Here is a 17952-nt window from a genome sequence, read left to right as displayed (position 1 = left end):
GGGGTGAAAGCGGTCGAAGATCCGGCGCTGATGGACTTCCTGGCGGAACACGGCATCGGCATCGAGTCCTGCCTGACCTCCAACATCCAAACCAGCACCGTGCCGTCGCTGGCGCAGCATCCGCTGGCCACCTTCCTGCGCCACGGCGTGCTGGCGTCGATCAACACCGACGATCCGGCGGTTCAGGGCATCGAGATCGAGCATGAATACCGCGTCGCCGCGCCGCAGGCCGGGCTGACGCCGGAAGAAATCCGCACCGCGCAGGAAAACGGCCTGAAGCTGGCCTTCCTCAGCGAGCAGGAAAAACAGGCGCTACGCGCCAAAGTTCAGGGCTAATCTCCCCAGGCGCCAAACGGCGCCTTCTTCTCATCCCCCGTCTTCTTCCGCCTGCTCATCTTTATCGCTGTTTTCACCCCATCACTCTGTTGCAAGAGAGGAGATCCGTATGTCTGACAAACTACGCCGTATCGTGCTGACCGGCGGCCCGGGTTCGGGCAAAAGCACGCTCATCGACGTTCTTCATCGCCGCGGTTACCCGCATTCGCAGGAGGCGGGCCGGGCGATTATTCAGGATCAGGTGAGTATTGGCGGCAATGCGCTGCCGTGGGGCGATCGCCAGGCTTTCGCCGAGCGGATGCTCGATTGGGAACTGCGTTCATGGCGCGAAGCGACGGGCGCAACATGCTGGTTCTTCGATCGCGGCCTGCCGGATATCGCCGGTTACCTGACGCTGTGCGGATTATCGATCCCCGCCCCCTTAACAGCGGCGATCGACGCCTTTCGCTATGCCGATACGGTGTTCATCGCCCCGCCGTGGCGAGCGATTTATGCGCAGGACAGCGAGAGAAAACAGTCTTTCGCCGAAGCCGAGCAAACCTATCGGGCGATGGTGGCCATCTATCGCCGTTATGGCTATCGGCTGCAAGAGCTGCCGCGCGCCTCACCCGATGAGCGCGCCGACTTTCTGCTCGACGCGCTGGGCCGCCGCTAGCGGCCTGCTACCTATTTGGCCGCCAGCGCCTCCGCCTCGGCCCGCTGTTTGGCGGTTTTACGCGCATAGCGCTGCGCCAGCACCGCGCACACCATCAGTTGCACCTGGTGGAAAATCATCAGCGGCAGCACCATGGCGCCCACCGCCGCGGCCGGGAACAGCACGTTGGCCATCGGGATGCCGTTCGCCAGGCTCTTTTTCGAACCGCAGAAGACGATGGTGATTTCATCGGCGGTGTTGAAGCCCAGCCAGCGCGCCGCGTAGGTGTTGATCACCAGCACCACCGTCAGCAGCACCAGCGACATCACCAGGATAGTCAGCAGCGACCAGCCGTCGATACGGTGCCAAATCCCTTCCACCACCGCCGCACTGAACGCGGTATACACCACCAGCAGGATCGACGAACGGTCGGTCAGGTTAATCAGTTTGCGATGGCGGTCGATCCACTTGCCGATCAGCGGCCGCGCCAGATGGCCGATCACGAACGGCACCATCAGTTGCAGAATGATTGAGCCAATGGCGTGCAGCACGTCGGTATTGCCGCCCTGGGTATGCATCAACGCCCCCACCAGCAGCGGCGACAGGAACACGCCAAGAATGCTGGACGCTGAGGCGCTGCAGATCGCCGCCGCCACGTTGCCGCCCGCCGCCGAGGTAAAAGCGATGGCCGACTGCACCGTGGCCGGCAGCGCGCACAGATAGAGGAAGCCGAGATAGACCGTCGGCGTCATGATGCCCGGCACCAGCAGGTTCATCGCCAGCCCGAGCAGCGGGAACAGCGCAAAGGTGCTGAGGAACACCAGCAGATGCAGCTTCCAGTGGCTCATGCCGGCGACGATCGCCTCGCGCGACAGCTTGGCGCCGTGCATAAAGAACAGCAGCGCGATGGCGGCGGTGGTCAGGTGTTCAAAGAAGGTTTTCCAGATGCCTTCGCAGGGGAACAGCGAGGCGACGATCACCACCAAAATCAGAACCAGCAAAAATTTATCAATGCGCAAACGCTGCAACCAGGACATGAAACGAATTTCCTTGCACGTAAAGTCGTAAAAAGGCCCGACGTTGCGCCGGGCACAGAGAAATGGGCGGTATTAAACCACCGGCAGCGCCTGCTGCAGCCGGGCCGATTCCAGCCCCAGTTCAATCAATGCCATCACCGCGATGGCGTCGGCGGCCGGCACCGGGTTTTCAGCGATGCCGGCGATAGCGTCGCGCACCGCCGCGTAATAAGCCGGATAATTGCCGGGAATGTTGAGCAGCGGTTGCTCCGCCAGCAGATCGTCACGTGACAGCGTCACCACGCCATCGCGCATGTCATAGCCCCAATCGGCCTGCGGCAAGCGCTCGCCGGCCTTCAGCCGGTCCTCCTGCGTATCGAGGCCGTATTTGACATAGCTGCCGCGGGTGCCGTGCACGACGTAGCGCGGGCTCTCCGCCGCCGCCAGCATGCTGGCGTGCAGCACCACGCGGCGATCGCCATAGCTCAGCAGCGCGTGAAAATAGTCCACCGCCTGCGCCCCCGGCCGCAGCTCACCCAGATCGACAAACAGTCGGTCGGGCTTGCCGAAGAGTTGCAGCGCCTGATCGAGCAGATGCGGCCCCAAATCGAACCAGATGCCGCTGCCGACGCCGCCCTGTTCGCGCCAGCGCTGGCGCACCTGCGGCCGGTAGCGATCGAAGTGCGATTCGAAGTACACCACCTCGCCCAGCGAACCGTCGTTCAGCAGCGCCTTAAGGGTAAGGAAATCGCTGTCCCAGCGACGGTTGTGGAACACCGACAGCAGTAAACCGCTCTGCTGCGCCTGCTGTTGCAGCGCCTGTGCTTGTGACAGCGTCACGGTAAACGGTTTATCCACCACCACGTGCTTGCCGGCGGCCAGCGCCTGTTGCGCCAGCGGGAAATGGGTATCGTTGGGGGTAGGAATGACGATCAGATCGAGGGCCGGATCGGCGAACAGCGCCTGCGCATCCCCCACGACCGTCATCGACGGCCAGTCGGCGTGCACTTTGCCGGCATCGCTGCTGGAAACGGCGGCCAGTTCCAGCCCCGGCGTACCGGCGATTAGCGGCGCATGAAAGGTTTTACCGGCGTAGCCGTAACCGACCAGCCCGACACGAATTTTTTCAGCCATGGGATTTCCTCTTGCAGGCTCACGACAGACCCTTTCGATTTGACACCATGCGGCCGGATGGAACAAGAAGTAAATGAGATGTTAATTCGAAGCGAGGCCGGAGTAGCCAAACGTGCGGCCCGGCGCCGCGATGCCGAGCTATCCGCTTGATAGAGATGACGAAGCCTATATTACCCGCTAAGCTATGCCGCCTGTGATCCCCGATTCAATCAGGAAGCCGTTTTATGTCTCAAGCTGAATACTCTCGTATCGGCGGTTGGTTGCTGGCCCCGCTGGCCTATCTGATCGTTACCCTGCTCAGCGCCAGCCTGATGCTGCTCCTGTACGCCATGGCGATCTTCATGCCCGAGTCGCGCGACTATCTGTTGACCAACGCCCAGGCGTTTACCCTGCAATGGTACTTTTCGGTGCTGACCACGCTCTTGATGTGGGGCTTTACCCTGTGGCTGGTGTTTCTGTTCTGCCAGCGGTCGCAGCGCTTCCCTAAACTGTTCTTGTTATGGCTGCTGATCACGGTGATCCTGGCGGTGAAAGCTTTCGCCTTCGCGCCGGTGCCGGATGAAGTGGCGGTGCGCAGCCTCGGCTGGCCGCTGCTGATGGCGGCGCTGCTGGTGCCTTACATCAAGCGCTCGCAGCGGGTTAAAGGCACCTTTACCGAACGTTAAAGGCGGTTGCAGCACGTTTTATCGGGTGTTTTGTGTAAATTTTCGCCAAAAAAGGCAATACCCCTGCGATTCATATGTTGTCGTCCGGCCGCCGATTCCCGATAATAGGCGGCTTTTATTTTTTTAGGCATCGCAATGACCGAATACCTGCTCCTGTTTGTCGGCACCGTACTGGTGAACAACTTCGTTCTGGTGAAGTTTCTTGGCCTGTGCCCGTTCCTCGGCGTTTCCAAGAAGCTGGAAAGCGCCATCGGCATGGGAATGGCCACCACCTTCGTCATGACGCTGGCCTCCGTCAGCGCCTGGGTGATCAACACCTTTATTCTGGTTCCGCTGGATCTGGTGTACCTGCGCACGCTCTCCTTCATTCTGGTGATCGCCGTCGTCGTGCAGTTCACCGAGATGGTAGTGCGCAAAACCAGCCCGGCGCTCTACCGCCTGCTGGGCATCTTCCTGCCGCTGATCACCACCAACTGCGCGGTGCTTGGCGTGGCGTTGCTTAACGTCAACCTCGGCTACAACTTCCTGCAGTCCGCCGTTTACGGCTTTAGCGCCGCCGCCGGTTTCTCGCTGGTGATGGTGCTGTTCGCCGCCATTCGCGAACGTCTGGCGGTGGCCGACGTGCCGGCGCCGTTCCGCGGCTCCTCGATCGCGCTGATCACCGCCGGGCTGATGTCGCTGGCCTTTATGGGCTTTACCGGGCTGGTGAAATTCTAATGACTGCGTTGTGGATAGCTATCGCGGCTCTAAGCGCGCTCGGGCTGCTGTTCGGACTGGTGCTGGGCTACGCCGCGCGCCGTTTTGAGGTGGAAGAGGATCCGGTCGCCGAGCAGGTCGATGCGATCCTGCCGCAGAGCCAGTGCGGCCAGTGCGGCTACCCCGGCTGTCGCCCCTATGCCGAGGCGGTGGCCAACGGCGAGATGATCAACAAATGCGCGCCGGGCGGCGAACAGGTGATGCTGAAACTGGCGGAGCTGCTCAACGTAGAACCGCAGCCGCTGGGCAGCGAAGCCGCCGCCGAGCCGGAGCGTAAAGTGGCCTATATCGACGAGGCCAACTGCATCGGCTGCACCAAGTGCATTCAGGCCTGCCCGGTGGACGCCATCGTCGGCGCCACCCGCGCCATGCACACCGTCATCACCGACCTCTGTACCGGCTGCGATCTGTGCGTCGCCCCTTGCCCTACCGACTGTATTGAAATGAGACCGGTCGCTACCACCACCGCCAACTGGAAGTGGGACATGAAGACGATCCCGGTGCAAGTGATCCACGTGGAGCAACATGCTTAATCTGTTCGCCGCCTTTAAAAAAGACCGGATCTGGGATTTCGACGGCGGGATCCATCCACCGGAAATGAAAACGCAGTCCAGCGGTGCGCCGCTGCGTGTCGCGCCCCTGCCCAAGACCTTTATCATTCCGCTGCAACAGCATCTGGGGCCGGAAGGCGAGCTGTGCGTCAGCGCCGGCGATCGGGTGTTGAAAGGCCAGCCGCTGACCGTCGGCCGCGGCCGCACCGTGCCGGTGCACGCCCCGACCTCGGGCACCGTCAGCGCCATTACGCCGCACATCACCGCGCACCCGTCCGGGCTGACGGAGCTGTGCGTGATTATCGAGGCAGACGGGGAAGACCGCTGGTGCGAGCGCGATCCGGTGGCGGACTATCGCCAATCGCCCGCCGCGGAACTGATTCAACGTATTCATCAGGCCGGCATCGCCGGCCTGGGCGGCGCAGGTTTTCCGACCGCCAGCAAACTGCAAGGCGGCATGAGCGGCGTGGAAACGCTGATCCTCAACGCCGCCGAGTGCGAGCCTTACATTACCGCCGACGACCGTCTGATGCAGGAACATGCCGCTCAGATCATTGAAGGCACGCAGATCCTGCAACACATTCTGCAACCCAAGCTCACGTTGATCGGCATCGAAGACAATAAACCGGAGGCAATCGCGGCGCTGAAACAGGCGTTGCGCGGCCAGCCCGGCATTGCGCTGCGCGTCATCCCGACCAAATACCCATCCGGCGGCGCCAAGCAGCTGACCAAAATTTTGACCGGCAAGGAAGTGCCGCACGGTAAGCACTCCTCCGCTATCGGCGTATTGATGCAAAACGTCGGCACCGCCTTCGCCATCAAGCGAGCGATCGTCGACGGCGAACCGCTGATTGAGCGCGTAGTGACCCTGACCGGCGAGGCGATCGAGCGCCCCGGCAATCTGTGGGCTCGCATCGGCACGCCGGTGCAGCACCTGCTCGACTTCGTCGGTTTCCGCCCGCAGGCGCAGCAGATGGTGGTCATGGGCGGCCCGCTGATGGGCTTCACCCTGCCCGCGCTGAACGTGCCGATCGTCAAGATCAGCAACTGCATTCTGGCACCGACGGTGGATGAAATGACGCCGCAGGAACCGGAGCAGTCCTGCATCCGCTGCGGCCTGTGCGTAGACGCTTGCCCTGCCGGGCTGCTGCCGCAACAGCTGTATTGGTTCAGCCGCGGGCAGGAGCACGACAAGGCGCGCAACCATAACCTGTTCGACTGCATCGAATGCGGTGCCTGCGCGTTCGTCTGCCCCAGCAATATCCCGCTGGTACAGTACTACCGGCAGGAAAAGGCCGAAATCAAGGCTATCGATCTGGAAGCGGCGCGCACCGCCGAGGCCAAGGCGCGTTACGAGGCCAAGCTGGCGCGTCTGGAGCGTGAAAAACTGGCGCGTGAAGAGCGACATAAAAAGGCCGCCGTCAAACTGACCGACGACGATCAGGGCGCAGTGCAGGCCGCGCTGGCGCGCGTGCGCAGCAAGAATGCCGAAGCGGCGGTTACGCCGGTCAACGGCCAGCAGCCGGATAACAGCGAGATGATCGCTGCCCGCGAAGCACGTAAAGCGCAGGCGCGCGAACGTCGTGCCCAGCTGGCTGCCGAGGTGGAAACGGAAGCGCCACCGGCGACCGCCGGCGACGATGCGCGTAAAGCCGCCGTGGCCGCGGCGCTGGCCCGCGTGAAAGCGCGCAAAGAGGCGCCGGCAGCAGACAGCTCCGCCCCGGCGGCAACAGAGGACGATCCGCGTAAAGCGGCGGTCGCGGCGGCACTGGCGCGCGTAAAAGCCAAGAAAGCGGCGCAGCAGGCGGATGACCCTGCATCGACGGAACCGGCGCCGGCTGCAGCCGAAGAAGATCCGCGCAAGGCGGCGGTCGCGGCGGCTATCGCCCGCGCCAAGGCCAAGAAAGCGGCGCAGCAGGCGGATGCCCCTGCATCGACGGAACCGGCGCCGGCTGCCGCCGAAGAAGATCCGCGCAAGGCGGCGGTCGCGGCGGCTATCGCCCGCGCCAAGGCCAAAAAAGCCGCCAGAGAATCGCTGGCGGCGGAAACGGAAGACAAATAATGATAGCGGCGCCTGGCTGACGCCAGGCGCCATTTAATCGATAGAAATCAGGTAGGTGTAATCCACTTCAATCTGACGCAGTTTGGATTCAGGATTCCACTCTTTGGTTTGAATGATCTCCATTTCCATACTGCCACGCACTTTATCCTTCAACCCCGGCATCACATGCGACATCAGGTAGCCGAAAAACTGCAAACACTCTTTCGCCGACCCCTTATGGTTGATAGAGATAAACTCGCGGCTCGGCAAATGGAAGGTGTCTATCTGATGGTTGGAAAGAATATCCTTTCTGTGTTCAGGATCAACCGCCATCACCAGCGTGGATGAGAGCTCGTCGCCCTCCCCGGCATGAGGGGAGTAGATGCTGTAAATCCGCCGACAGTCGACGTGCAGCCCCTTGAAGAAGTCGTTGAAAATCTCATCCTTCATCGCCATGCAGGAAGAGTACTCCAGCTCCTGTTCGGAGGCGAAATCCAGCCGGCGCGTGAAGCCGACCAGCTGCATGTCGGGCAGCGTCAGCCGCTTCACTTCCGGGTAATAACCGGCGCCGTAGCTGGCTTCGAAGTTAAAGCGCGGCATCAGGTTTTTCACGTCCCAGTGCTCCATCGAGCGGTAGCGATTGGGGGTAGTGCCGAAGCGCTGCTTGAACATGCGGGTAAAGGTCTGCTGAGAGTCGAAGCCCAGCTCATCGGAGATATCGATGATGGAGCGACGAGTAATGCGCAACGCCACCGCGGCGCGCGTCAGGATGCGCGAACGGATATAGGTGGCGAGTTGAATGCCGGTAATACGCTTGAATTTACGTTGCAGATGCCACTTGGAATAGCCCGAAATACGCGCGACTTCATCCAGGTTTGGCCGTTTCTCCAGATGTATCTCCACCCACTCAATTAGCTCTTCAATAAAAAAAATGTCTTCATTTGTCATTATTATGGATTCACTGACTCAATAATGTTCGCGATAGTAACCTACACGGATTATGTGAAAGTTGTTATTTTGTGCGGAAATCTGGAGAAAAATGATATCTCATTCAGACATTTACCCCATTTCCCGCGGTCGATGACGGCACAAGTTCCACTGACAATTCCTCACGTTAGCCCATTTCCCGGCCAAAAAAAAATCAAATCGCGCCACCCCGATCGCCAGATGTGCGGAAAGCCGAATACCCTTATCATTAAGGCGTATTACCCTCGCATCGAATCAGGTAGAATGCTCGGCTATCATTTTTGCCGCGCCCGCAGTATGGCGCATCGAAACTGCCGCAGGCGCGGCGCAGAAGGTATCGTTACTCTATGAAGTTCAGGCCGGTATCACCCACAGCCGCCAAAGGCTTACACATCGCCAGCTCGCCTTTCACCCACAACCAGCAAAGCACCAGCCGCATTATGCTGTGGGTCATGTTGGCGTGCATTCCCGGCATTGCGGCGCAGATTTGGTTTTTCGGCTACGGCGTGCTGATTCAGGTGACGCTGGCGGCGATCGTCGCGCTGGCCGCAGAAGGCGCGATCCTCAGGCTGCGCAAGCTGCCGGTGCGCAGCCGGCTGGCGGATAACTCCGCCCTGCTGACCGCGCTGCTGCTCGGCATCAGCCTGCCGCCGCTGGCGCCGTGGTGGATGATCGTCATCGGCACCTTCTTCGCCATCGTTATCGCCAAACAGCTGTATGGCGGCCTCGGGCAGAACCCGTTCAACCCGGCGATGGTCGGTTACGTAGTGCTGCTGATCTCCTTCCCGGTGCAGATGACCAGCTGGCTGCCGCCGGATGAACTGCGCGCCACCGCGCTGTCGTTCCACGACACGCTGCTGGCGATTTTCAGCGGCCATACCGCACAGGGCGCGACGCTGCACGAACTGCAGATGGGCGTGGACGGCATCAGCCAGGCTACCCCGCTCGACGGCTTCAAAACCGGCCTGCGCAGCGGCCACAGCGTGGAACAGGTGTTGCAGCAGCCGCTGTTCGGCGGCGCGCTGGCCGGTATCGGCTGGCAGTGGGTCAACCTCGGTTTCCTGGCCGGCGGCCTGTTTATGCTGGCGCGCCGTCTGATTCATTGGCAAATCCCTTTCAGCATGTTGGCCGCCATCGCCTTCTGTTCCGGTCTGGCCTGGTGGATCGATCCGGCGCATCAGGCTTCGCCGCTGATCCACCTGTTCTCCGGCGCCAGCATGCTGGGTGCGTTCTTTATCGCCACCGATCCGGTCAGCGCCTCCACCACGCCGAAGGGCCGCTTAATCTACGGCGCGCTGATCGGCGTGCTGGTCTGGCTGATCCGCGTCTATGGCGGCTACCCTGATGGCGTGGCCTTCGCCGTGCTGCTCGCCAACATCACCGTCCCGTTAATCGACCACTACACGCAACCGCGCGTGTACGGCCATCGCTAAGGAGCCGCCATGCTGAATTCCATGAGAAAGCACGGCACCACGCTGGCGGTGTTTGCGGCGGTCACCACCGGCCTGACCGCCGTGGTTTACGCCCTGACGAAAACCACCATCGCCCATCAGGCGGCGCTGCAGCAAAAAGCGCTGCTCGATCAGGTGGTGCCGCCGGAAAACTACGACAACATCATGCAGAACGAATGCCTGCTGGTCAGCGATCCGGCGCTGGGCGACGGCGCGCCGCATCGCTTGTACCTGGCGCGCAAAAACGGGCAGCCGACGGCCGCCGCGCTGGAAACCACCGCGCCGGACGGCTACTCCGGCGCCATCAAGCTGCTGGTCGGCGCCGATTTCAACGGCACGGTGCTCGGCACCCGGGTGATTGAACACCACGAAACGCCTGGGCTGGGTGACAAAATTGAACTGCGCATTTCCGACTGGATTTCCTTCTTCAGCGGCAAGAAAATCGAAGGCCCGGACGATAAGCGCTGGGCGGTGAAGAAAGACGGCGGCATGTTCGACCAATTCACCGGCGCCACCATCACCCCGCGGGCGGTGGTCAATGCGGTGCGCCGCACGGCGTTGTATATGGAAACGCTGCCGCCTAAACTTGAAAACTTACCTGCGTGTGGAGCCGCCGAATGAGTGAAGCCAAAGAATTGATCGTTCAGGGGTTGTGGAAAAACAACTCCGCCCTGGTGCAGTTGCTGGGCATGTGTCCGTTGCTGGCGGTGACCTCCACCGTCACCAACGCGCTGGGCCTGGGGCTGGCCACCACGCTGGTGCTGACGCTGACCAACGCCTCCATCTCCGCGGTGCGCCGCTGGGTGCCGAGCGAAGTGCGTATTCCGATCTACGTGATGATCATCGCCGCGGTGGTGAGCATCGTGCAGATGCTGATCAACGCCTATGCCTTCGGCCTGTATCAGTCGCTCGGCATCTTTATTCCATTGATCGTGACCAACTGCATCGTGGTCGGCCGCGCCGAAGCGGTGGCCGCCAAGAAGCCGGTCGGCCTCTCGGCGCTGGATGGCATGGCCATCGGCCTTGGCGCCACCGGCGTGATGGTGACGCTGGGCTCGATGCGCGAACTGTTGGGCAACGGTACGCTGTTCGACGGCGCCGACCAACTGCTGGGCGGCTGGGCCAAGTCGCTGCGCATCGAAGTGGTGCATTTCGACAGCCCATTCCTGCTGGCGATGCTGCCGCCGGGCGCCTTTATCGGCCTGGGGCTGCTGCTGGCGGTCAAATATCTGATCGACGAAAAAATGAAGGCGCGCAAAGCCCGCGCCGTGGCGGCGGAACCGCTGCTGGAACAAGGACGTGCTGAGAAGGCCTGATGAACAAGCAGAAGCGACTGGAAATTCTGACCCGGCTGCGCGACAACAACCCGCACCCGACCACCGAGCTGGTGTACACCACCCCGTTTGAACTGCTGATTGCCGTGCTGCTGTCTGCGCAGGCCACCGACGTGAGCGTCAACAAGGCGACCGCCAGACTTTACCCGGTCGCCAACACCCCCGCCTCCATGCTGGCGCTGGGGGTTGATGGCGTCAAGGAGTACATCAAGACCATCGGCCTGTTCAACAGCAAGGCCGAAAACGTGATCAAAACCTGCCGTATGCTGCTGGAGCTGCACGGCGGCGAAGTGCCGGAAGATCGCGCCGCGCTGGAAGCGCTGCCGGGCGTCGGCCGCAAGACCGCCAACGTGGTGCTCAATACCGCCTTCGGCTGGGCGACCATCGCCGTGGACACCCACATCTTCCGGGTGTGCAACCGCACCCACTTCGCGCCGGGCAAGAACGTCGATCAGGTGGAAGAGAAGCTGTTGAAGGTGGTGCCCGCCGAATTCAAGGTCGATTGCCACCACTGGCTGATCCTGCACGGGCGCTACACCTGCATCGCGCGCAAACCGCGCTGCGGCTCCTGCATCATCGAAGATCTGTGCGAGTATAAAGAGAAGGTTTATCCAGAATCCTGAGTCTGACGGGTGCGGCAAACCGCACCCGTCGCCGCCACTCCCCCCGCCAGCGCCTCTTTTTTATCGGAAATGTGATATCGCGCAGCAGTAACCACGGCGTTATCGCGGTTTTCAGTGAAAAACTCAGTGCCGCGTTATTTTCAAGCGAAAAATTAGTCAAAAATTGCGGTGAACGTCACGCTTTCAGGATCACAAGGCGTTCACAAATGCCAGCCCCGTTTTCCTAAATTTCTATAATTTTACAAAATGCTGCATATGCACAACATTCCAATGGATTAACAACCACTCATACACTGATGAGCTAAAAAATAGCAATTCAGCAGAATATATCCCTGTTTAAAATCCGTATAGCTTTTAATCAAAACAAAAAATCGGCAAACCATTAAAACCCGAAAGTTAATACTGCATAACATTTGCAACATCGCAGCATAATCCTGCGAGCGTTAAATGTAACCGAATATGACAAACTGCTTGCCACGTTGACAAAGATAGTGAACATTAACCGCCGTCCCCATCCTATAACAACGCAAAAGGATGCCGTTCCGCATCAACTTTTGTACTTTCCCGTCCTCCAAAGACGGGCTGCGAAAAAACAGAGGTACCAGTGTCAACAGCAAACAACCAACACCCGGAGAGCGTTAGCCTTAACGCGTTCAAACAACCGAAAGCGTTCTACCTGATCTTCTCGATCGAACTGTGGGAGCGTTTCGGCTATTACGGCCTGCAGGGCATCATGGCGGTTTATCTGGTCAAGATGCTCGGCATGAGCGAAGCCGATTCCATCACCCTGTTCTCTTCTTTCAGCGCCCTGGTATACGGCTTCGTCGCCATCGGCGGCTGGCTGGGCGACAAGGTGCTGGGCGCCAAACGCGTGATCGTGCTCGGCGCACTGGTGCTGGCCGCCGGTTACGCCATGGTGGCCTACTCCGGCCACGACATCTTCTGGGTTTACATGGGCATGGCGACCATCGCCGTGGGCAGCGGCCTGTTCAAGGCTAATCCGTCCTCCCTGTTGTCCACCTGCTATGAGAAAGATGACCCGCGCATCGACGGCGCTTTCACCATGTACTACATGTCGGTGAACATCGGTTCCTTCTTCTCCATGCTGGCCACCCCGTGGCTGGCGGCGAAATACGGCTGGAGCGTGGCGTTCTCCCTGAGCGTGGTCGGCATGCTGATCACCCTGGTCAACTTTATGATGTGCCACAAGTGGGTGAAGGAAAACGGCTCCAGACCTGACTTCAAGCCGCTGCATCTGCCGAAGCTGCTGATGGTGCTGGTCGGCATCGTGGCGTTGATCGCCGTGTCCAGCTGGCTGCTGCACAACCAGGTGATCGCGCGCTGGGCGTTGGCCCTCGTTTCCGCCGGTATCGTTCTGGTGTTCGCCAAGGAAACCTTCGCCCTGCACGGCGCCGCACGCCGCAAGATGATCGTCGCCTTCCTGCTGATGCTGGAAGCGGTGGTGTTCTTCGTGCTGTACAGCCAGATGCCAACCTCGCTGAACTTCTTCGCCATCCATAACGTGGAACACAGCATCTTCGGCGTCGCCTTCGAGCCGGAGCAGTATCAGGCGCTGAACCCGTTCTGGATCATGCTCGCCAGCCCGATTCTGGCCGCGCTGTATAACAAAATGGGCGATCGCCTGCCGATGCCGCACAAGTTCGCTTTCGGCATGATCCTCTGCTCCTGCGCCTTCCTGGTGCTGCCATGGGGCGCCAGCTTCGCCAACGAACAGGGCATCGTGTCGGTCAACTGGCTGATCCTGAGCTACGCGCTGCAGAGCATCGGCGAGCTGATGATTTCCGGCCTGGGTCTGGCGATGGTGGCACAGCTGGTGCCACAGCGTCTGATGGGCTTCATCATGGGCTCCTGGTTCCTGACTACCGCCGCCGCCGCGCTGATCGCCGGTAAGGTTGCCGGTCTGACCGCCGTGCCAAGCGACATCAACGACGCGCACGCTTCGCTGGCCATCTACAGCCATGTGTTTATGCAGATCGGCATTGTCACCGCCGTCATCGCTATCCTGATGATGCTGACCGCGCCGAAGCTGTACCGCATGACGCTGGACACCACCGAAGACGCCAATCAGCAAGCGCAGGAAGCCACTGCGGCTCGCTGACCGCCGGCGGATTGAGCGTAAATAAAAACACCGGGGTTAACGCCCCGGTGTTTTTTTATGCCGCAAGAAAAAGGTTTACGCTGACTTGGGTTTGCCGCTCAGGTTGGCCCACATGAATTCGCTTACCAGTGCGCTGTGGAACGCCGCCTGCTGCTTGTCGGCGGCGGCGCTGTGCCCGCCTTCGGTATTTTCATAGAAATAGGCCTGCTGATACCCCATAGCCTGCATGCGCGCCGCCATTTTGCGGGCATGGGCCGGGTTGACCCGATCGTCGCTGGTCGCGGTATAGAACAGCACCGACGGGTAGGCCGTCTGCGCCTGAATGTTGTGGTATGGCGAGAAGGTCTTGATGTAGGCCCACTCCTCCGGCTTGCTCGGATCGCCGTATTCGGCGATCCACGACGCGCCGGCGGAAAGCTGGGTATAGCGCTGCATGTCCAGCAGCGGCACTTCGCAGACGATGCAGCCGAACAGCTGCGGATACAGCGTCAGCATATTGCCCACCAGCAGGCCGCCGTTGCTGCCGCCGCGCGCCCCCAGATGCGGCGCCGAGGTCACCTTGCGTGCGATGAGATCTTCGGCCACGGCGGCGAAATCCTCATAGGCGCGATGGCGGTTCTGCTTGAGCGCCGCCTGATGCCAGGCCGGGCCATATTCGCCGCCGCCGCGGATGTTGGCCACCACGTACACCCCGCCGCGCTCCAGCCAGGCCGGCGCCTTGCCGCCGAGATAGCCCGGCAACAGCGGCACTTCAAATCCGCCGTAGCCATACAGCAGCGTCGGCGTGCTGCCGTCCAGCTTGAGATCTTTGGCGGCGATCTGGAAATACGGCACGCGGGTGCCGTCCTTGGAGCGCGCGAAATGCTGGCTGACCTGATAGCCGGCGGCGTCAAAGTCCTGCGGCGCCTGTTTCAACAGCGTCGCCTCACCGCCGTCGAGATTGCCCATGTACAGCGAGGTCGGCTGCAGGAACCCGCTGACGGTCAGGAAATAGGCGTTGCTCTCTTCGTCGATGCCGCCGGCGGAAAGGGTGCTGATGGCGCCGGGGTTGCCCAGCGGACGACGCTGCCAGCTGCCGCCCTGCGGCGTCAGCACCTCCAGCCGGTTGACCACGTTATCCATGATGCTGAGGATCAGATGATCGCGGGTGCCGCTGTAGCCGCTCAGCGCCTGCTCGGCGGTCGGGGTAAACAGCAGCTGCAGCTCGCGCTTGCCCGCCAGATAGTCATCGAAGTTGGCCGCCAGCAGCGCGCCGGACGGATAACGCTTGCCGCCCACTTCCCAGTCGCTGCTCGGTTTGATCAGCAGCCATTCCCGATGCGTGTCCAGCTCGGCGTCGGCCGGGATATCGATTTTTTTCTGCCGGCCGTCCTGTGCCAGCAAGAAATAGTCACGGCGATAGAAGTCCAGGCTGCGGCCGACGAAATCGCGCTCAAAGCCCGGCGTGCGGTCGTGATAGGCGAAGACCGCCATGTCTTCGGGCTGCGCTTCGTACAGCGTTTCGGCGGCGCTCAGCGGCGTACCGCGCCGCCAGCGTTTGGCGATGCGCGCGTAGCCGGACTGGGTCATCGAGCCGGGGCCGAAATCGGTGGCGATGAACAGCGTGTCCCGATCGACCCAGGAAACCCGGCTTTTCGCCACCGGCACGTTGAAACCGTCTTTGACGAAACGTTTGGCAACCAGATCGAATTCGCGGATTTCGGTGGCGTCACCGCCGTCCGGCGACAGCTGCATCAGGCAATAACGGTATTCCGGCGCCAGCGGTTGCGAGCCCTGATAAACCCAATCCTTGCCCTCCGCTTTGCCCAACGCATCGATATCCAGCACCGTCTCCCAGGCCGGTTTGGCCTTGCGGTACTCGTCCAGCGTGGTGCGCCGCAGCAGGCCTCGCGGGTTGGCCTGATCCTGCCAGAAGTTGTAATAGTACTCGCCGCGTTTGCTCACCCACGGGATCTGGGTGTCTTTATTGAGGATATCCAGGACTTCGCGCTCAATGCGCTGAAAGTCTTCGCCCTGACCGAAACGTGCCACGGTGCGCTGATTTTCCTGCTGCACCCATTGCAGCGCTTTTTTACCCTGCAGCTCTTCCAGCCACAGGAATTCATCGCCGGCGGCCGCGCCGCCCTCCGCCGCCATCGCCAGGCGGATACTGTTGGGTAATGAAGTCATCGCGAATACGGCTCCTGCGGTTTGCGCACTGAGTTTAATGAACTGACGTCGATTGGTGACCGGCAAAATCAAGCTCCTTTTGAGTCGGCTGCAACGCCGCCCCGTCATGGGCGACAGCCTGTGAAATAAGAGTCATTTTCAACAAGGTAGGCGTTTGGCGGCGCGGAGTCAAAGCCCACGGCCGCCGCGTTGAGTCAGGATTGAGGATAGTGGATCAGATCGTGGATACGCACCGTTTGTGAACCGGCGTTGCGGTAGGCATGCGGCCGATCGGCCTGAAAGCGCATCGCCTCGCCGGCCGCCAGGCTGTGCCACGCGCCGTCTATCGCCAATTCCAACCGGCCGCTGATCACGATCACATGCTCGATCACGCCCGGCTCATGCGGCGACGATTCGCTGAACGCACCCGGCGCGAGATCGATGACGAACATATCGAAACCCAGCTGGCGATCGTAGGGAAACAGCGGCACCACGCGCATGTCGGCGTTGTCCTGATCGTACACCGGCAGATCGCCATAGCGGTGCAGCGTCGCCTGCTGCTGGGCGGGTGAGGCCTCAAGAAAGGCGGAAAACGCCACGTTGAAACCGGTGGCGATCTTCCACAGCGTCGCCACCGTCGGGCTGGACTCGCCGCGTTCAATCTGCCCGAGCATCGCCTTGCTGACGCCGGTGAATTCCGCCGCCTGCGTCAGGCTCCAGCCGCGCTGTGCGCGCAGCGTGCGAAGGGTGTGCGCCAAATGGCCGGCCAGTTCCTGCATCCTGTTCTCCTCTGCGTGTCGTGCCCGATTATACCCGCTTGTGCGCTATAGCGCACGGTGCTATGCTGATTTCTTGCCGTGCGTTATAACGCACAACCACCGATTGGAGCTGCTCATGCGCCCTGCCGTCACCCTGCGTCATCTGACCCTGCCCGCCATCATGGCCGGCTTTGTCGCCGTTCTGGTCGGTTACACCAGCTCTGCCGCCATCATTTTCCAGGCCGCCGCCGCCGCGGGCGCTACGCCGGCGCAGATCGGCGGCTGGCTGAGCACACTTGGGATCGCAATGGGCGTCACTTCCCTCGGGCTGTCGCTTTACTATCGCACCCCGATCCTCACCGCCTGGTCGACGCCCGGCGCGGCGCTGCTGGTCACCAGCCTGCCCGGCACGCCGATCAACGAGGCGATCGGGGTGTTTATCTTCGCATCGGGACTGATCCTGCTGTGCGGCGTCACCGGGCTGTTCGCTCGCCTGATGGATTATATTCCGCAGGCGATTTCCGCCGCGATGCTGGCGGGGATCCTGCTGCGTTTCGGGCTGGACGCCTTCGCTTCGCTGCAGCTCAATTTCCTCCTCAGCGCCGGTATGGGGCTGACCTATCTGCTCAGCCGCCGTTACCTGCCGCGCTACGCCATCGTATTGACGCTGGCGATTGGGCTGGCGATCGCCGCGCTGCAGGGCGATATCCAGCTGACGCAGCAGACGACGGCGTTCGCCGTGCCGGAATTTATCGCGCCGCATTTCAGCTGGCCGACGCTGCTCGGCATCGGCGTGCCTTTCTTCGTGGTGACCATGGCTTCACAGAACGCTCCCGGGATCGCTACGCTGCAGGCGGCGGGTTACCGTGTCCCCACCTCACCGCTGATCGCCTGGACGGCGCTGACCGCGCTGCTGCTGGCGCCATTCGGCGGTTTCTCGGTGTGCATCGCCGCCATTACCGCCGCCATTTGCATGGGGCCGGACGTGCATCCCGATCCGCATCGGCGCTATATGGGCGCGGTGGCCGCCGGCGGCTTTTACCTGCTGGCCGGGTTGTTCGGCGGCGCCATCGGCCTGCTGTTCAGCGCGTTGCCGGTCGCCTTGATCCACACCATCGCCGGGCTGGCGTTGCTCGGCACCATCGGCGGCAGCCTGCAACGCGCGCTGCATGATGAAAAACAGCGCGACGCGGCGCTGATCGCCTTCCTCATCACCGCCTCCGGCGTCACGCTGCTCGGCATCGGTTCGGCCTTCTGGGGCATTGTCGGCGGCGCCATCGCTCATCTGCTGCTGTCGCTGCCGCGGCGAACCTCCGAGGCGTAACGGGCGGTCCACATTGACAAGCGACGCCGTGGCGCCTTCACTTTCTCTGTCGTCTGACTGTCAATTCACCTAATAAGTGACGCCGTCACCAAGGAA

Annotated in this window: 16 protein-coding genes and 1 pseudogene; 12 read left to right on the top strand and 5 right to left on the bottom strand. The window is 61.4% G+C overall.

The window, feature by feature from the left end; translation table 11 throughout:
* Together MMS95_RS21130 and MMS95_RS21125 are read left to right on the top strand one after the other, a co-directional pair.
* A pseudogene (locus MMS95_RS21130) lies at positions 1-336 on the top strand (adenosine deaminase); the annotation flags it as partial.
* A gap of 109 nt (positions 337-445) precedes the next feature.
* Positions 446-991: an AAA family ATPase gene (locus MMS95_RS21125; RefSeq protein ID WP_044031322.1), complete on the top strand. Its 546-nt coding sequence runs from the start codon at positions 446-448 to the stop codon at positions 989-991.
* Positions 992-1002: 11 nt separating this feature from the next.
* Here MMS95_RS21125 and MMS95_RS21120 read toward each other — a convergent pair whose 3' ends face one another.
* Together MMS95_RS21120 and MMS95_RS21115 are read right to left on the bottom strand one after the other, a co-directional pair.
* Complete coding sequence (locus tag MMS95_RS21120; RefSeq protein WP_004938453.1) at positions 1003-2007, bottom strand: bile acid:sodium symporter family protein; 1005 nt, start codon at positions 2005-2007, stop codon at positions 1003-1005.
* Between the two features lie 72 nt (positions 2008-2079).
* Positions 2080-3120, bottom strand: a complete 1041-nt coding sequence (locus MMS95_RS21115; protein WP_076740265.1) for an oxidoreductase — start codon at positions 3118-3120, stop codon at positions 2080-2082.
* Positions 3121-3344: 224 nt separating this feature from the next.
* On the opposite strand from MMS95_RS21115, the gene MMS95_RS21110 reads away from it, so the two are divergent.
* From MMS95_RS21110 to rsxC, 4 genes are all read left to right on the top strand, one after another.
* Entirely contained in the window at positions 3345-3785 is a 441-nt protein-coding gene (locus MMS95_RS21110; protein WP_004938446.1) for a DUF2569 domain-containing protein, read from the top strand.
* A 135-nt stretch (positions 3786-3920) separates the two neighbouring features.
* On the top strand, positions 3921-4502 hold the full coding sequence (gene rsxA, locus MMS95_RS21105) for an electron transport complex subunit RsxA (RefSeq protein WP_004938443.1): 582 nt from the start codon (positions 3921-3923) through the stop codon (positions 4500-4502).
* Positions 4502-5074: an electron transport complex subunit RsxB gene (gene rsxB, locus MMS95_RS21100; protein ID WP_004938428.1), complete on the top strand. Its 573-nt coding sequence runs from the start codon at positions 4502-4504 to the stop codon at positions 5072-5074. The genes rsxA and rsxB overlap by 1 nt, the downstream gene beginning before the upstream one ends.
* Positions 5067-7154, top strand: a complete 2088-nt coding sequence (gene rsxC, locus MMS95_RS21095) for an electron transport complex subunit RsxC (protein WP_242142229.1) — start codon at positions 5067-5069, stop codon at positions 7152-7154. The genes rsxB and rsxC overlap by 8 nt, the downstream gene beginning before the upstream one ends.
* A gap of 33 nt (positions 7155-7187) precedes the next feature.
* On the opposite strand, the gene MMS95_RS21090 is transcribed toward rsxC, so the two are convergent.
* Positions 7188-8081, bottom strand: a complete 894-nt coding sequence (locus MMS95_RS21090; protein ID WP_004938420.1) for a helix-turn-helix domain-containing protein — start codon at positions 8079-8081, stop codon at positions 7188-7190.
* A gap of 365 nt (positions 8082-8446) precedes the next feature.
* On the opposite strand from MMS95_RS21090, the gene rsxD reads away from it, so the two are divergent.
* The 5 genes from rsxD to dtpA all read left to right on the top strand — a co-directional run bounded on the left by rsxD (position 8447) and on the right by dtpA (position 13626).
* On the top strand, positions 8447-9532 hold the full coding sequence (gene rsxD / locus MMS95_RS21085; RefSeq protein ID WP_242142227.1) for an electron transport complex subunit RsxD: 1086 nt from the start codon (positions 8447-8449) through the stop codon (positions 9530-9532).
* Between the two features lie 9 nt (positions 9533-9541).
* On the top strand, positions 9542-10171 hold the full coding sequence (gene rsxG / locus MMS95_RS21080; protein WP_242142225.1) for an electron transport complex subunit RsxG: 630 nt from the start codon (positions 9542-9544) through the stop codon (positions 10169-10171).
* Positions 10168-10866, top strand: coding sequence for an electron transport complex subunit E (locus MMS95_RS21075; protein WP_004938409.1), 699 nt, complete (start codon positions 10168-10170; stop codon positions 10864-10866). Before rsxG ends, MMS95_RS21075 begins: the two co-directional genes overlap by 4 nt.
* Positions 10866-11507 (top strand): endonuclease III, encoded by a 642-nt coding sequence (gene nth, locus MMS95_RS21070; RefSeq protein WP_242142223.1) that lies wholly within the window; start codon positions 10866-10868, stop codon positions 11505-11507. The genes MMS95_RS21075 and nth overlap by 1 nt, the downstream gene beginning before the upstream one ends.
* A gap of 604 nt (positions 11508-12111) precedes the next feature.
* Positions 12112-13626: a dipeptide/tripeptide permease DtpA gene (gene dtpA, locus MMS95_RS21065; protein ID WP_016927896.1), complete on the top strand. Its 1515-nt coding sequence runs from the start codon at positions 12112-12114 to the stop codon at positions 13624-13626.
* Positions 13627-13701: 75 nt separating this feature from the next.
* Here dtpA and MMS95_RS21060 read toward each other — a convergent pair whose 3' ends face one another.
* Entirely contained in the window at positions 13702-15795 is a 2094-nt protein-coding gene (locus tag MMS95_RS21060; RefSeq protein ID WP_135638162.1) for a prolyl oligopeptidase family serine peptidase, read from the bottom strand.
* Positions 15796-15989: 194 nt separating this feature from the next.
* Entirely contained in the window at positions 15990-16553 is a 564-nt protein-coding gene (locus MMS95_RS21055; RefSeq protein ID WP_033633165.1) for an XRE family transcriptional regulator, read from the bottom strand.
* Between the two features lie 115 nt (positions 16554-16668).
* Here MMS95_RS21055 and MMS95_RS21050 point away from each other — a divergent pair, with 115 nt between their 5' ends.
* Complete coding sequence (locus MMS95_RS21050; RefSeq protein WP_242142222.1) at positions 16669-17856, top strand: benzoate/H(+) symporter BenE family transporter; 1188 nt, start codon at positions 16669-16671, stop codon at positions 17854-17856.
* The last annotated feature ends 96 nt before the right edge of the window (positions 17857-17952 follow it).

It is taken from the genome of Serratia sp. PGPR-27 (assembly GCF_022678525.1).
In the GTDB taxonomy this organism is placed as follows: Bacteria; Pseudomonadota; Gammaproteobacteria; order Enterobacterales; family Enterobacteriaceae; genus Serratia; species Serratia nematodiphila.
Note: the sequence above shows the minus strand (reverse complement) of the source record. Positions and strands in the feature narration are given on the sequence as shown.